The sequence below is a fragment of the Lacinutrix sp. 5H-3-7-4 genome (assembly GCF_000211855.2).
GTDB lineage: Bacteria > Bacteroidota > Bacteroidia > Flavobacteriales > Flavobacteriaceae > Lacinutrix.
In genome coordinates this window covers 1,352,421-1,367,034 of record NC_015638.1, presented here as the reverse complement: position 1 = coordinate 1,367,034, position 14,614 = coordinate 1,352,421, and the positions used below count along the sequence as shown (strand labels likewise).

15 protein-coding genes are annotated in these 14,614 nt (G+C 32.5%); all 15 read left to right on the top strand.

Annotation, left to right across the window (positions count from 1 at the left end; genetic code table 11):
* Positions 1-22: 22 nt before the first annotated feature.
* The 15 genes from LACAL_RS05970 to LACAL_RS05900 all read left to right on the top strand — a co-directional run bounded on the left by LACAL_RS05970 (position 23) and on the right by LACAL_RS05900 (position 14,572).
* Positions 23-1,504, top strand: a complete 1,482-nt coding sequence (locus LACAL_RS05970) for a choice-of-anchor B family protein (protein ID WP_013869813.1) — start codon at positions 23-25, stop codon at positions 1,502-1,504.
* Between the two features lie 2 nt (positions 1,505-1,506).
* Complete coding sequence (locus LACAL_RS05965) at positions 1,507-2,856, top strand: hypothetical protein (RefSeq protein ID WP_013869812.1); 1,350 nt, start codon at positions 1,507-1,509, stop codon at positions 2,854-2,856.
* Positions 2,856-3,638 (top strand): MbnP family protein, encoded by a 783-nt coding sequence (locus tag LACAL_RS05960; protein WP_013869811.1) that lies wholly within the window; start codon positions 2,856-2,858, stop codon positions 3,636-3,638. Before LACAL_RS05965 ends, LACAL_RS05960 begins: the two co-directional genes overlap by 1 nt.
* A gap of 5 nt (positions 3,639-3,643) precedes the next feature.
* Positions 3,644-4,708 (top strand): cytochrome-c peroxidase, encoded by a 1,065-nt coding sequence (locus tag LACAL_RS05955; RefSeq protein WP_013869810.1) that lies wholly within the window; start codon positions 3,644-3,646, stop codon positions 4,706-4,708.
* Between the two features lie 129 nt (positions 4,709-4,837).
* Positions 4,838-5,167, top strand: a complete 330-nt coding sequence (locus LACAL_RS05950) for an iron-sulfur cluster assembly accessory protein (protein WP_013869809.1) — start codon at positions 4,838-4,840, stop codon at positions 5,165-5,167.
* Between the two features lie 17 nt (positions 5,168-5,184).
* Positions 5,185-6,633, top strand: coding sequence for a Fe-S cluster assembly protein SufB (gene sufB, locus LACAL_RS05945; protein WP_013869808.1), 1,449 nt, complete (start codon positions 5,185-5,187; stop codon positions 6,631-6,633).
* Positions 6,634-6,665: 32 nt separating this feature from the next.
* Entirely contained in the window at positions 6,666-7,079 is a 414-nt protein-coding gene (locus LACAL_RS05940) for a hypothetical protein (protein ID WP_013869807.1), read from the top strand.
* Positions 7,080-7,083: 4 nt separating this feature from the next.
* Entirely contained in the window at positions 7,084-7,836 is a 753-nt protein-coding gene (sufC, locus tag LACAL_RS05935; protein WP_013869806.1) for a Fe-S cluster assembly ATPase SufC, read from the top strand.
* A 143-nt stretch (positions 7,837-7,979) separates the two neighbouring features.
* Entirely contained in the window at positions 7,980-9,293 is a 1,314-nt protein-coding gene (gene sufD, locus LACAL_RS05930; RefSeq protein WP_013869805.1) for a Fe-S cluster assembly protein SufD, read from the top strand.
* 3 nt (positions 9,294-9,296) lie between these two features.
* Positions 9,297-10,511 carry an aminotransferase class V-fold PLP-dependent enzyme gene (locus tag LACAL_RS05925; protein WP_013869804.1) on the top strand — a complete coding sequence of 405 codons (1,215 nt, stop codon included), beginning with the start codon at positions 9,297-9,299 and terminating at the stop codon, positions 10,509-10,511.
* A 52-nt stretch (positions 10,512-10,563) separates the two neighbouring features.
* Positions 10,564-11,373, top strand: coding sequence for an META domain-containing protein (locus tag LACAL_RS15000; protein WP_013869803.1), 810 nt, complete (start codon positions 10,564-10,566; stop codon positions 11,371-11,373).
* A 39-nt stretch (positions 11,374-11,412) separates the two neighbouring features.
* Positions 11,413-11,838 carry a SufE family protein gene (locus tag LACAL_RS05915; RefSeq protein WP_013869802.1) on the top strand — a complete coding sequence of 142 codons (426 nt, stop codon included), beginning with the start codon at positions 11,413-11,415 and terminating at the stop codon, positions 11,836-11,838.
* 40 nt (positions 11,839-11,878) lie between these two features.
* Positions 11,879-12,205 (top strand): SUF system Fe-S cluster assembly protein, encoded by a 327-nt coding sequence (locus tag LACAL_RS05910; RefSeq protein WP_013869801.1) that lies wholly within the window; start codon positions 11,879-11,881, stop codon positions 12,203-12,205.
* A gap of 10 nt (positions 12,206-12,215) precedes the next feature.
* Entirely contained in the window at positions 12,216-14,051 is a 1,836-nt protein-coding gene (locus LACAL_RS05905; protein ID WP_013869800.1) for an ABC transporter ATP-binding protein, read from the top strand.
* A 17-nt stretch (positions 14,052-14,068) separates the two neighbouring features.
* Positions 14,069-14,572 (top strand): DUF2480 family protein, encoded by a 504-nt coding sequence (locus LACAL_RS05900; RefSeq protein WP_013869799.1) that lies wholly within the window; start codon positions 14,069-14,071, stop codon positions 14,570-14,572.
* Positions 14,573-14,614: the final 42 nt, after the last annotated feature.

The window sequence follows — 14,614 nt, the reverse complement described above, 5'->3', positions numbered from 1 at the left end:
AAATCATCTTTCATTAATACTTATGAAAAAACAAATAAATTACATTTCAAAACTTGCAATACTATGTTTTGCAATAACTTTTTTTATAGCTATAGCATCAAGCTGTTCAAGTGATGATGATAATACTACACAAGCATTTAGTGATCAAGACGGCGATGGAGTTAGTGACACATTAGACAATTGTCCAGAAACAAGTAATCCAAACCAACTAGATAGTGATGATAATGGTATAGGTGATGTTTGTGATGACCGTGATGGTGATGGTGTTATAGATAGTGAAGATAATTGCCCAAACGAGCCTAATCCAGACCAATTAGATAGTAATAATAATGGAATTGGTGACGCTTGTGAAGATAATATACAACCATTATTTCCATGTATTAATGGTATGGCAGGAGAGTTTCCATGTAATGATTACGATTTAATGGCAACCCTTTCTATTGCTGAAATGGGAGCTGCAGGTTCTGGAAACGATTCTTGGGGATGGACAGATCCATTAAACGGAAAAGAGTATGCTTTAGTTGGCACCTCTTCAGGCTCTGTTTTTGTAGACATTTCAAACACTTCTCAATTAACAGTTGTAGGCATATTACCAACTGCCACAAGTAATAGTAGCTGGAGAGATATTAAAGTTTATAACAACCATGCTTTTATAGTTAGCGAAGCTTCAAATCATGGAATGCAAGTTTTTGATTTAACACGCTTACGCAATGTAACTAACGCTCCAGAAACTTTTACACCAGATGCTCATTATACTGGTTTTGGTAGTGCACACAACATTGTAATTAACGAAGATAGTGGTTATGCATATGGTGTTGGTACAACAACATTTAACGGCGGACCACACTTTGTAAATATTCAAAATCCAACAAATCCAGTTGCTGCTGGTGGATATGCAAATGGAGGCTATTCGCACGATGCACAAGTAGTTACTTATAATGGCCCAGATAATAACGCCGAAATTCCAGGTGTTAGTTCTTACATAGGTAGAGAAATTTTAATTGGCAGTAATGAAACAGAAATTGTTTTAGTAGATATAACAGATAAAGCAAACCCAGTAGAAATATCTACTATAAGTTATAATAACGTAGGGTACACGCATCAAGGTTGGTTTACAGAAAATCAGCAATATTTTATTTTAGGAGATGAGTTAGATGAACAAAATTTTGGAGGAAACACTAGGTCTTTAGTATTTGATTTTTCAGACTTAGACAACCCAACTTTTCAAATGGAATATTTTGGTCCAACTTTAGCCATAGACCACAACGGTTATGTAAAAGATAATATTTACTACCAGGCAAATTATCGAGCTGGTGTTCGTATGATAGATATTACAAACATTGGCTCTAACACCATGACAGAAATTGGTTTTTTTGATACTTATCCAGATAGTGATAGCGCTAATTTTAATGGTGCGTGGAATGTGTATCCATATTTTGAAAGTGGCAATATACTTATTAGTGATATTGACAGAGGTTTATTTATTATTAAAAAGAGCAACTAATTATGAATTTTAAATTCATCAAAACATTTTCAATATTAGTACTTACTATCACTTTTTTTAATTGCAAAAATGACGACGACAATGCAATTTCAACAAGTACTAATACCGTTACTGGAGAAATAGATTTTATTAAAAATTACGGAGGTTCTAAAAATGAAAGCGCCCAATCTGTTACTAACACCTTAGATGGTGGCTATGCAATATTAGGCTATACACAAAGTATAGATGGTGATATTATAGATAAAACCGACGATAATTTTGATTTTTGGGTATTAAAATTTGATAGCGAAAGCCAAATACAATGGAACAAAACTTACGGTGGTTCACAAGACGATAGAGGAAAAAGTATCATTCAAACCCAAGATGGTGGTTTTGCTATACTAGGCTCTAGCTTTAGTAATGATTTAGATGTAACTCAAAACGCAGGTCAAGAAGATTATTGGTTAGCAAAACTTGATAACTCTGGAAATATAATCTGGCAAAAATCTTTTGGTTTTTCTGGAACAGACTCAGGTATAACCTTAATTCAAACAAACGACAACGGTTATTTAATTTCTGGTGTTTTAGACGTAACAGCCTCTAATGGCGAAGGAAACACATCAAGAAACAATAACAAACATGCAGGTGGAGATTACTGGACAATAAAACTTAACGCTTCAGGAGAATTACAATGGAGCAAATATTTTGGAGGCCTATTTACAGACACTCCAGAAGGAATCGTAGAAACTAATGACAATGCATATATTATTGCGGGAGGTTCAGATAGTGATGACACAGACATTTCAAACAACAAAGGTTCTTATGATTTTTGGGTTATTAAAATCTCAAATACAGGAGATTTAATATGGGAAAAATCTTTTGGAGGCAGCGAAATAGATGAAGCTAGAGCAATAACAACATCTAATGACGGTAATTATATTATAGCTGGAGACACCAGAAGTAGTGATATTGATGTAACTAACAATAACGGAGCCGCAGATTTATGGTTAATCAAAATTTCTCCAGAAGGTCAATTACTTTGGGAAAAAACCTTAGGAGGTACAAGCTTTGATGTTGCTAGAGATATAGTAAAAACTCAAGATAATGGCTTTTTACTATCTGGAAGTTCGCGAAGCTCAGATGGCGACGTTACTATCAACCAAGGTCAAAATGATGCTTGGGTTGTAAAAGTAGATAGTGAAGGCAATATAGAATGGCAACAAACCGTTGGAGGTTCTAACATAGATTTCTCATATGGTGTAGCCCAATTAAACGACAAAACAATTGTAGCAGTTGGAGACACAACAAGTGACGATGGCGACATTACAGAAAACAAAGGGTTTTCAGACCTACTATTAATTAAAATAAAATAATGAAAAAAATCTTTTCTTTACTAGCAATAATAGCTGCTTTAACATTCTCATCTTGTAGTGATGATAACGATGATAATATCACATTAAATACCGAAGCACAAACAACGTTTAGTTTTAAGCACACCTGGAATGATACCGAAGTTACAAGTGCAGATTTCAACACGATTCAATATACAAATGAAAATGGCGAAATGTTAAGTATAGAAAGACTTCGATACGTAATATCAGACATTACATTTTCTCGAGATGGTCAAGATGATATTGTTTTTGATATGCACAATCTAGTAGATGTTACAAACAATAATAATACGACATTAAGTTTAGATGAAAATATTCCTACCGGTGTGTATACCAATGTTTCATTTACGTTTGGTTTAGACAATGAAGATAACACCGAAAATTATATAGATTTAAATACCGAAAATTTTAATGTACCAGAAATGCTTGGTGGTGGCTATCATTATATGCAATTTGATGGTAAGTTTATAAACTCAAGCGACGCAGAACAAGGATTTAATTACCACGCTATTCGAGCAGTAGATAATCCAGGAATGAACCCAACATTTCCTCAAGACACTTTTTTTGAAGTCAACCTAGGTGCAGTAACAATTACAAACGACGCCACTTTTCAAGTCCAAATGAATATTGCCGAATGGTTTAAAAGCCCAAACTTATGGGATTTAAACCAATACAACCAAATGCTAATGCCAAATTCTACAGCACAAATAATGATGTATGAAAATGGAGCTTCAGTGTTTAGTTTAGAAAGCGTAACACAATAAACACTATGAAAAACTGGCTTTTAGTTTTAGTTTTAGTTTTGGCGTTAGCATGTTCTAGTGACAACAAACCAGAAACAGAAGCTTACGAGCCAACACCATTAGCTTTAAATATTCCCGAAATTTTTGAGCAAAACATTATTTCTCCAATAATACCCAACAATAATCCACAAACGGTTGAAGGTGTTGCCTTAGGTAAAAAATTATTTTTCGACAACAAACTCTCTGGAGACGAAACCATGTCTTGCGCTTCATGTCACACACCACAAAACGCATTTACAGACAACACAGCAACTAGCGATGGTATAGATGGTATTTTTGGAACCAGAAACGCCATGCCTTTATTTAATTTAGCATGGAATTATGGTGAACGTTTCAATTGGGATGGCCAAGCATTAAGTTTAGAAAGACAAGCATTAGAACCGGTACAAAACCCAATAGAAATGCATGCTAATTGGGAAGATGTTGTTTTAAAACTTCAAAACGACCCAGACTACCCAGAGCTTTTTCGTCTAGCCTTTAAAACTTCAACAATTACAAAAGAACTTGTTACAAAGGCTATTGCACAATTTGAACGTACATTAATTTCTGCCAATTCAAAGTTTGATAAATTCTCATTAGATCAAGCAACACTTACACCTCAAGAACAAAATGGTTTAAATGTGTTTATGGACGAAGCCCGTGGCGATTGTTTTCATTGCCATGGCAACCCTAATAATCCATTATGGACAGATAATATTTTCCATAACAATGGCTTAGATACTAACTTTACAGACCTTGGTTTGGGAGCAGTAACTGGAGACCCAAATGATAATGGTAAATTTAGAAGTCCATCTCTAAGAAATTTAGCCTACACAGCACCTTATATGCATGATGGTAGATTTAACACATTAGATGAGGTCATAGAGTTTTACAGTACAGGCTTGCAAGATTCTCCAACAGTAGATCCATTAATGAAAAAACTTGATCAAGGTGGCGTAAATTTAACCACACAAGATAAGGCAGATTTAAAAGCTTTTTTACTGTCTCTTTCAGACCCATCATTTCTTACCAACCCAGATTTTCAAGACTAATTTTTTTTAAAAAAAACTGCAATAAAAAATTACTATAAAACCATATGCTAATATAATGTTAGGTTATATGGTAAAAAGGGACTTAAATTGTATATTTGCAACCTATTTAGATAAAGTCTATATACGAATATGATAAAAGTTTCTGATACAGCTAAAAAGAAAGTCGTTGAGCTAATGAGCGACGAAGGCTACAATGCAACCACAGACTATGTACGCGTTGGCGTAAAAAGTGGTGGCTGCTCTGGTTTATCTTACGATTTAAAGTTTGATAAAGCCCAAGAACAAGACGATAAAGTTTTTGAAGATAATGGTGTAAAAATCATAGTTGATAAAAAAAGTTTCTTGTACCTAATTGGTACAACACTAGAATACTCTGGTGGATTAAACGGTACTGGTTTTGTGTTTAATAACCCTAACGCAAACCGAACTTGCGGTTGTGGAGAAAGTTTCTCATTATAAAATTGAAAGAGCGAATTATGTCGAAGTACACAGAAGACGATTTAAGAGAAGAACTTAAAACCAAAGAATACGAATACGGTTTTTATACAGATATAGAATCTGAAACATTTCCTGTTGGTTTAAACGAAGATATTGTTAGAGCAATTTCTAAGAAAAAAGAAGAACCAGAATGGATGACAGAATGGAGGTTAGAAGCCTTCAAGGTTTGGAAAGAAATGGAAGAACCAGATTGGGCTAATGTAAACTACCAAAAACCAGATTTTCAAGCAATTTCTTATTACTCTGCTCCCAACAGTAAACCTAAATACGATAGTTTAGATGAGGTTGACCCAGAATTACTAGCAACTTTTGAAAAGCTTGGAATTTCTATAGACGAACAAAAAAAGCTAGCCAATGTAGCAATGGATGTTGTTGTAGACTCAGTTTCTGTAGCAACAACCTTTAAAAAAACATTAGGTGAAAAAGGTATAATTTTTATGAGTATTTCTGAAGCCATTAAAGAGCATCCAGAACTTGTAAGAAAACATTTAGGAACAGTTGTACCAACTAAAGACAACTTTTATGCAGCATTAAACTCTGCAGTATTTAGTGACGGTTCTTTCTGTTACATACCTAAAGGTGTACGTTGCCCAATGGAACTATCTACATACTTTAGAATTAATCAAGCAGGAACAGGACAGTTTGAAAGAACACTTGTAGTTGCAGACGAAGGTAGTTATGTATCATATTTAGAAGGTTGTACAGCACCAAGCCGTGATGAAAACCAATTACACGCAGCGGTTGTAGAGCTTATTGCTCTTGACGATGCAGAAATTAAATACAGTACAGTACAAAACTGGTATCCTGGAAATGCAGAAGGAAAAGGTGGTGTTTTTAACTTTGTTACAAAAAGAGGTTTATGTGAGAAAAACGCAAAAATTTCTTGGACTCAAGTTGAAACTGGAAGTGCAGTAACCTGGAAATATCCTTCATGCGTATTAAAAGGAGATAACTCTGTAGGTGAATTTTACTCTATAGCAGTAACAAACAATTACCAACAAGCAGATACAGGTACTAAAATGATTCATTTAGGAAAAAATACTAAATCAACCATTATATCAAAAGGTATTTCTGCAGGTAAATCGCAAAACTCATACCGTGGATTAGTACAAGTAAGTTCTCGCGCAGAAAATGCACGTAACTTTTCACAATGTGATAGTTTACTTATGGGTAATGAGTGTGGCGCACATACGTTTCCATATATAGAAGCAAAAAATAAAAGCGCCATGATAGAACATGAAGCTACTACAAGTAAAATTGGTGAAGACCAAATATTTTACTGTAACCAACGTGGTATAGATACAGAAAAAGCCATTGCATTAATAGTAAATGGTTTTAGTAAAGAAGTATTAAATAAATTACCAATGGAATTTGCAGTAGAAGCACAAAAGCTTTTAGAAATTAGCCTTGAAGGATCTGTAGGATAACGTTTAAAACAACTAAAGTTCATTTTATAAGCATGAAAAAAATTTTTATACTCCTTTTATGTTTTGCAGTATTTACAAACTGTAAAGAAGAAACAAAACAAGACAAGCGTATAACTATAGATGTAGATGGTGTAGATAGAACTCAAGCAAAAGATGGTTTAATAACTTTAAGTGGTGAGTTTTCTTTTTATGGAGATGCAGCCGTATTACAGGTAGGCAATAGCTCTATTTATGGTGTAGTACTTAATGATAAAGTGTACGAGCTAAATAAAATAAGTAAACCTTTTAAGGAGGAAGAAACCGATGGTGTTTTAGTACAAGTTAGAGGTAAGTTAATACCAAAAAAAGAAGGCGAAGAAGCTTGGCCATATAGTATAGATATTAAAGAAATTATTAGCGTTAAAAAACAAAACGCTAAAAAAGAAGTGATTAAAATAGGAAAATAAGACTATGTTACAAATAAAAGATTTGCACGCAAGTGTTGAAGACAAATCGATTTTAAAAGGCATTAACCTTGAAGTAAAACCAGGTGAAGTACATGCTATTATGGGACCAAATGGTTCTGGAAAAAGTACATTAGCTTCAGTAATTGCTGGAAAAGAAGAATACGAAGTTGAAAAAGGTGAAATTTTACTAGATGGTGAAGACCTTGAAGATTTAGCTGCCGATGAGCGTGCACATAAAGGTATTTTCTTATCGTTTCAGTATCCTGTAGAAATCCCAGGTGTTTCTGTTACAAATTTCATGAAAACTGCAATTAACGAAACACGTAAAGCTAAAGGTTTAGAAGATATGCCTGCTAAAGACATGCTTAAAATGATTCGTGAAAAATCTGAATTATTAGAAATAGACCGTAAGTTTTTATCACGTTCTTTAAACGAAGGATTTTCTGGAGGAGAAAAGAAACGTAATGAAATTTTTCAAATGGCAATGTTAGAACCAAAATTAGCAATCTTAGATGAAACAGATTCTGGTTTAGATATTGATGCCTTACGTATTGTAGCAAACGGTGTTAATAAATTAAAATCTAAAGATAATGCTGTTGTTGTTATAACGCATTACCAACGCTTATTAGACTATATCGTACCAGATTTTGTACATGTTTTATATAATGGTCGTATCGTTAAATCTGGTGGTAAAGAATTAGCACACGAATTAGAAGAAAAAGGATACGATTGGATTAAGGAAGAAGTAGACGCTTAAAAATAGTAAGCTGTAACCAATAATTAGCAAGTAATTGTTATTCCTATTTGGTTACTCATATTAAAAAAAGTAGTCAGAAAACAGAAACAGTATACATTAAAGTTTACTAAAAACTGAAAACTGAGTACTGAAGACTTATAAAAATGGATTTAAAAGAAAAATTAGTATCATCTTTTTTAGCATTCGAAAACACAATCGATGTAGAGTCTCCTGTTCATGATATTAGAACAGAAGCTATAAAAACATTTGAAACTACAGGATTTCCTTCAAAAAAAGAAGAAGCCTGGAAATATACTTCGCTAAAAAATATTTTAAAAGAGGATTATAGTGTTTTCCCTAAACAAGAAAATGCTCTAGAATATAAAGACATAAAAAAGTATTTTATTCACGATATAGATACTTATAAAATTATCTTTATAGATGGTAAATATTCATCGCACTTATCTCATGTAACGCATGATGGTATTGATGTTTGCTTAATGTCTTCGGCTTTAAATAAACCAAAATATAGACCAGTAATAGAAAACTATTTTAATAAAATAGCAACTAAAGACAGTTTATCTGCTTTAAATACTGCGTTTTCTAATGAAGGTGCTTACATACACATTCCAAAAAATAAATTGGTAGAAAAACCAATACAAATTATACATTTCTCTACAGGCAATGAAGCAGCATTAATGCTTCAGCCTAGAAACTTAATTGTTGTAGATGAGAATTCACATGTTCAAATTATAGAACGCCACCAAAGCTTAACAGAGAATCCTGTGTTAACCAATAGTGTTACAGAAATTTACGGTAATAAACGAGCAATAGTAGATTACTATAAAATTCAAAACGATAATAAAAATGCCTCATTAATAGATAATACTTACGTAGATCAAAAAGAGCAAAGTCATTGTTTAGTACATACTTTTAGCTTTGGAGGTAAATTAATACGTAATAATCTAAATTTTTACCAAAATGGCGAACGTATAGATTCTACAATGAAAGGCATTACCATTATTGGTGATAAACAACACGTAGACCATAACACATTAGTGCACCATATTGAGCCAAACTGTGAAAGTCACCAAGATTATAAAGGTATTTTTAGTGATAATGCAACGGGCGTATTTAATGGAAAAGTAGTTGTTGAGAAAGAAGCACAAAAAACGAATGCATTTCAAGCCAATAACAACATTTTATTAAGTGATAAAGCTACTATAAATACAAAACCACAACTTGAAATTTTCGCAGACGATGTTAAATGTTCTCATGGTTGTACTATTGGACAATTAGATGAAAGTGCATTGTTTTACATGAAACAACGCGGTATTCCAGAAAAAGAAGCTAGAGCATTATTAATGTTTGCCTTTAGTAATAATGTATTAGACTCAGTAAAAATTCCAGAACTTAAACAACGTATAACTAAATTAATTGCCAATAAATTAGGCGTTAATATTGGTTTTGATTTGTAATATATGTTTAATGTAGAAGCCATAAGAAAAGATTTCCCAATACTTAACCGCAAAGTAAACGGCAAACCTTTGGTGTATTTTGATAACGCAGCAACATCGCAAACACCACAACAGGTTATAGATGTTATTGTAGATTACTACAGTAATTATAATGCAAATATACATAGAGGCGTTCATGCATTAAGCCAAGAAGCTACAGATAAATACGAGGCTGCTAGACTAACCATACAAAAGCATTTTAACGCAAAACATGCTTACGAGATTATATATACTTCTGGAACAACAGAAAGTATAAATCTTGTAGCACATGGTTTTGCTGCATTACTAAATGAAAGTGATGAGGTTATAGTTTCTGCATTAGAGCATCACAGTAACATTGTACCTTGGCAAATGTTATGTGAAAAAACAGGAGCTACTTTAAAAGTCATACCTATGAACCAAGAAGGTGAATTAGATATGGTTGTTTATGCTCAATTACTTTCTAATAAAACAAAACTGGTATTTGTAAACCATATATCAAATGCATTAGGGACTATAAACCCTATAGAATCTATTATAAAACAAGCGCATAATGTTGGTGCAGCTGTATTAATAGATGGCGCACAAGCTTGTCCGCATGTAAAACCAGATGTTCAAGCATTAAACGTAGATTTTTATGTAACATCTGCACACAAAATTTGTGGACCAACAGGCGTTGGAATGTTATATGGAAAACAAGAATGGTTAGAAAAACTTCCTCCATATCAAGGTGGTGGCGAAATGATAGATCAAGTATCTTTCGAAAAAACAACTTACGCAGGATTACCTCATAAATTTGAAGCAGGAACACCAAATATTTGTGGCGGTATTGCTTTTGGTGCAGCCATAGATTATATGAATACTGTAGGTTTTGAAACTATAGCTAATTACGAAAACGAATTATTAAAATACGGTACAGAAAAACTATTAGAAATAGAAGGTTTAAAAATTTATGGTACTGCCAAAAATAAAACATCTGTTATTTCTTTTAATTTAGAAGGCATACACCCTTACGATGTTGGTACGCTGTTAGACAAAATGGGAATTGCCGTGAGAACAGGACACCACTGTGCACAACCCATTATGGATTACTTTAAAATTCCAGGAACAATTCGTGCTTCGTTTGCATTTTATAATACAAAACAAGAAATTGATGCCTTAGTTGAAGGCGTAAAAAAAGCAAAAATGATGTTATCTTAAAACTTTGGCTTCTTTTTTGTAATATTATATCACAACAAACAACTATTACAAAATGAAAACAATTACAATGCTCTTTTTTACCATTATTTTAAACGCTTGTGGCGCTAATCAAGCAGCTTCAAACTTTACAAACAATAATAAGGCACCGCAAAATATACTAAGTGGTGAGTTTGTTGTTTTATCTATTGACGCCAATAATATTGAGCAAAAACTTACAATTAATTTTAATAATGAATCCAATAGGGTTTCGGGCTTTTCTGGTTGTAATAATTTTTCAGGAAGTTATAGTATTATAAATAATGCTATTGAATTTAGTACGATTGCTTCAACAAAAAAAATGTGTGCAGATAATGCAAATAATTTAGTTGAAAGACAATTGCTAAATCATTTAAACAAGGTTAACAGTTTTAATATTGAAAACAATACATTAACCTTATATTTTAATGAAACCGAATTACTTTCAGCAATTAAAAAAACAGAAGAAAAAACAATTCAAGAGGATATAAAAATTGAATACAAAACGCAATCTAGAGGTAGTTTTAATGCTATTGTTTTAAAAAATGAAACAATAAGCATTCAAAAAGGCCACAATACTGTAGCAAAAACTAAAGCATATTCTAGTAAAGATTGGCAAACTGCATTACAATTAATTGAAAATTTAAATTTAAAAGCACTTTCAAACTTACAGCCACCAACAAAAGCACATCAATACGATGGTGCAGCCATGGCAAATTTTTCTGTAACCAAAAATGGAGACACATATAATGTTCCCGTTTTTGATGCTGGAAAACCAAATAAAGAAATAGAGCCTTTAGTCACTTTACTATTAAAGATTGCAAACCAAAGTGAAGAAAAGAATTAAAGATTTGCGTAATTTTGCAATAGAAAATTAAAATTAAAAATGCAAAGTATTCAAGAAATACAAGACGAAATAATAGACGAGTTTTCAATGTTTGAAGATTGGGAAGAACGCTATCAATACATGATAGATTTAGGTAAAGAATTACCGCTTATAGACGACCAATTTAAAACCGATAATAATATTATAAAAGGCTGCCAAAGTAAGGTTTGGGTTCATGCAGAAATGAACGACGACAAAGTTGCTTTTACAGCAGATAGTGATGCTATAATTACAAAAGGCATAATTGCTATTTTAATTAGAGCATTCTCTAACCAGCACCCAAAAGATATAATTGATGCTAATACAGATTTTATAGACAAAATTGGTTTAAAAGAACATTTATCGCCAACAAGAGCAAATGGTTTAGTAAGCATGATTAAGCAACTTAAAATGTATGCTATTGCCTACCAAACGCAATTAAAATAATACCTTTCTTTTTTAAAAAGAAAAACAAAATATATTTTCCATGAGCGAAACAACAATAGACACTACAGAATTAGGCGAAAAAATAGTAGCTGTATTAAAAACAATTTACGATCCAGAAATTCCTGTTGATATATATGAATTAGGATTAATTTACGACGTTTTTGTAAATGAAGACTACGACGTTAAAATTTTAATGACTTTAACAACTCCTAATTGTCCTGTAGCCGAAACATTGCCTTTAGAGGTTGAAGAAAAAGTAAAATCTCTTAAAGCAGTTAAAGATGCCGAAGTAGAAATTACTTTCGATCCGCCTTGGACTCAAGACTTAATGAGTGAAGAAGCTAAGCTGGAACTTGGTATGTTATAAATACTATTGAATGCCAAGACGTAAACTAACATCACTTAAAGACAATAAAAAAACCAGTTTAAAACAGTCTTTTAGTGCACTGGTTTTCATTCCTAGGTTTTTTAAAGAAATTTGGAAAACCAATAAAAAACTGTTTTTACTTTCTGCTTTTTGTAGACTTGTTGGTGCTGTTTTACCTGTAGTAATACTTTGGATTGGTAAAATAATTATAGATGAAATTATTTTACAAACTAAAGCAGATGTTTCAGATTTAACACAACTCTGGACCTATGTTGCCATAGAGTTTGGGTTAATAATACTTTCAGATTTAATAAGTAGAGCCATATCATTAACAGATGGTTTATTAGGCGATTCTTATTCTATAGGTTCTTCAGTAAGAATCATAAAAAAAACAAACCAAATAAACATAAGTCTGTTAGAAGACTCAGAGTTTTACGATAAATTAGAGCGCGCCAGAACACAAACAACTGGCCGCGTTGGATTAATGTCTAACGCTTTAGGAGAAGTACAAAGCCTTATATCTATACTAACTTTAGTTGCCGGTTTAGTTTATTTTGAACCTTACTTAATTATCCTTTTAGTATTAAGCATTATACCATCGTTTATAAACGAAATTTGGTTTAGCCAACAGCAATACTCTTTAGCTAGAGGTTGGACTGCAGAGCGCAGAGAACTCGATTATTTGCGTTTTATTGGTGCTAACGATAAAACAGCAAAAGAAATAAAACTTTTTGGGCTAACAGATTTTGTGGTTAACAGGTTTAAAAACCTTTCTCATGAGTATTATGATTTAAATAAAAAACTAGCAGTAAAACGATCGGCTTTAGGCTTCCTATTTAATGTTTTAGGTACATTAAGCTATTATGGCGCTTATGTATTTATAATTTATAGAGTAATTTCTGGAGTCATTACCTTAGGTGAATTAACTTTTCTCTCAGGATCGTTTAACAGGCTTACTAAAAATTTACAAGACTTCTTTTCTAAATTTACCAGAATTACAGAAAGTGCATTATATCTAAAAGATTATTTCAATTTTTTAGACATCTCTATAAAGCCTAATCATAAGGAAGACACGCCACTTCCTAAAACCATTAAAAAAGGATTCGAATTTAAAAACGTTCGTTTTGCTTATCCAGGTTCTGAAAACGAAATATTAAAAGGCATTAGTTTTACCATGAAAGCTGGCGAAAAACTTGCTTTTGTAGGACAAAATGGAGCAGGAAAAACAACCTTAACCAAACTTATATTACGTTTTTACGAGCCAACATCTGGTGAAATATTACTAGATGGCATTAATATTAATAGGTTTAATAAAGCAGACTATCAAGAATATTTTGGCGTTATTTTTCAAGATTTCTTTAAATACGAATTTACCGTTAAAGAAAACATTGCCATTGGTGATATTGATGAAATAGATAACCAAATTAAAATTGAAAACGCAGCACAATTAAGTTTAGCTAACGAAGTCGTACAAGATTTAAAGTTTGGCTATAACCAACAGCTAGGAAAACGTTTTGCCAAAGGACAAGAACTCTCTGGAGGTCAATGGCAAAAAGTAGCATTAGCAAGAGCTTACATGAAAGATGCAAAGGTTATGATATTAGATGAGCCAACCTCAGCATTAGACGCCAAAGCAGAAAGTGAAGTTTTTGACCGTTTTATTGGCTTAACACAAGGAAAAACAAGTATTATTATTTCTCATAGATTTAGTACCGTTAGGCAAGCCGATAGAATTTTAGTTTTAGAAGAAGGTCGTGTTTTAGAAATAGGAACACACGAAGAATTAATGCAAAACAAATTATTGTACGCAGAATTATTTACACTACAGGCAGAAGGATACCAATAAATATTTAAATTTGTATTATGGCAGAAGAAATTATAAATCGCGTTGCAAACAGTAAATTAGTTGTTTTTGATCTTGAGGATTTTTATCCTGAAGGAAAACGCGTTGTTTTTGATATTAAAGACTGGTTATACGAAGGTTTCGTTTTACGCGAAAAAGACTTCAGAGAGCAAGTAAAAAATTACAATTGGTCACAACACGAAAACCAATACGTTGCACTTACCTGCTCTACCGATGCTATTGTACCAGCTTGGGCATTTATGTTAATTACGTTACAGCTTCAACCATATACTAAAAAAACAGTTTTAGGGAGTTTAGAAGCGTTAGAAACAGAAATATATCAAGAAATAATTGCTAATTTAGATACTAGTACTTATAAAGATAAACCTGTTATTATAAAAGGATGCTCTAAAAAGCCAGTACCAAATAGTGCATTAATTATGTTAAGTAATAAATTAAAGCCAGTAGTAAAATCTATACTATTTGGTGAAGCCTGTTCTTCTGTACCGCTTTATAAACGCTAATAATCGTTTAAAAAGAACACTTAATCTATATTTTATACTAAA

What these genes read in the sequence shown, in the direction of transcription:
- LACAL_RS05940 (WP_013869807.1), top strand. Translation starts at nt 6,666, where the DNA reads ATGAAAAAAATTTTTATACTCCTTTTATGTTTTGCAGTATTTACAAAC.
- LACAL_RS05960 (WP_013869811.1), top strand. Translation starts at nt 2,856, where the DNA reads ATGAAAAAAATCTTTTCTTTACTAGCAATAATAGCTGCTTTAACATTC.
- sufB (WP_013869808.1), top strand. Translation starts at nt 5,185, where the DNA reads ATGTCGAAGTACACAGAAGACGATTTAAGAGAAGAACTTAAAACCAAA.
- LACAL_RS05915 (WP_013869802.1), top strand. Translation starts at nt 11,413, where the DNA reads ATGCAAAGTATTCAAGAAATACAAGACGAAATAATAGACGAGTTTTCA.
- LACAL_RS05900 (WP_013869799.1), top strand. Translation starts at nt 14,069, where the DNA reads ATGGCAGAAGAAATTATAAATCGCGTTGCAAACAGTAAATTAGTTGTT.
- LACAL_RS05970 (WP_013869813.1), top strand. Translation starts at nt 23, where the DNA reads ATGAAAAAACAAATAAATTACATTTCAAAACTTGCAATACTATGTTTT.
- sufD (WP_013869805.1), top strand. Translation starts at nt 7,980, where the DNA reads ATGGATTTAAAAGAAAAATTAGTATCATCTTTTTTAGCATTCGAAAAC.
- LACAL_RS05925 (WP_013869804.1), top strand. Translation starts at nt 9,297, where the DNA reads ATGTTTAATGTAGAAGCCATAAGAAAAGATTTCCCAATACTTAACCGC.
- LACAL_RS05955 (WP_013869810.1), top strand. Translation starts at nt 3,644, where the DNA reads ATGAAAAACTGGCTTTTAGTTTTAGTTTTAGTTTTGGCGTTAGCATGT.
- LACAL_RS15000 (WP_013869803.1), top strand. Translation starts at nt 10,564, where the DNA reads ATGAAAACAATTACAATGCTCTTTTTTACCATTATTTTAAACGCTTGT.
- LACAL_RS05910 (WP_013869801.1), top strand. Translation starts at nt 11,879, where the DNA reads ATGAGCGAAACAACAATAGACACTACAGAATTAGGCGAAAAAATAGTA.
- LACAL_RS05950 (WP_013869809.1), top strand. Translation starts at nt 4,838, where the DNA reads ATGATAAAAGTTTCTGATACAGCTAAAAAGAAAGTCGTTGAGCTAATG.
- LACAL_RS05905 (WP_013869800.1), top strand. Translation starts at nt 12,216, where the DNA reads ATGCCAAGACGTAAACTAACATCACTTAAAGACAATAAAAAAACCAGT.
- sufC (WP_013869806.1), top strand. Translation starts at nt 7,084, where the DNA reads ATGTTACAAATAAAAGATTTGCACGCAAGTGTTGAAGACAAATCGATT.
- LACAL_RS05965 (WP_013869812.1), top strand. Translation starts at nt 1,507, where the DNA reads ATGAATTTTAAATTCATCAAAACATTTTCAATATTAGTACTTACTATC.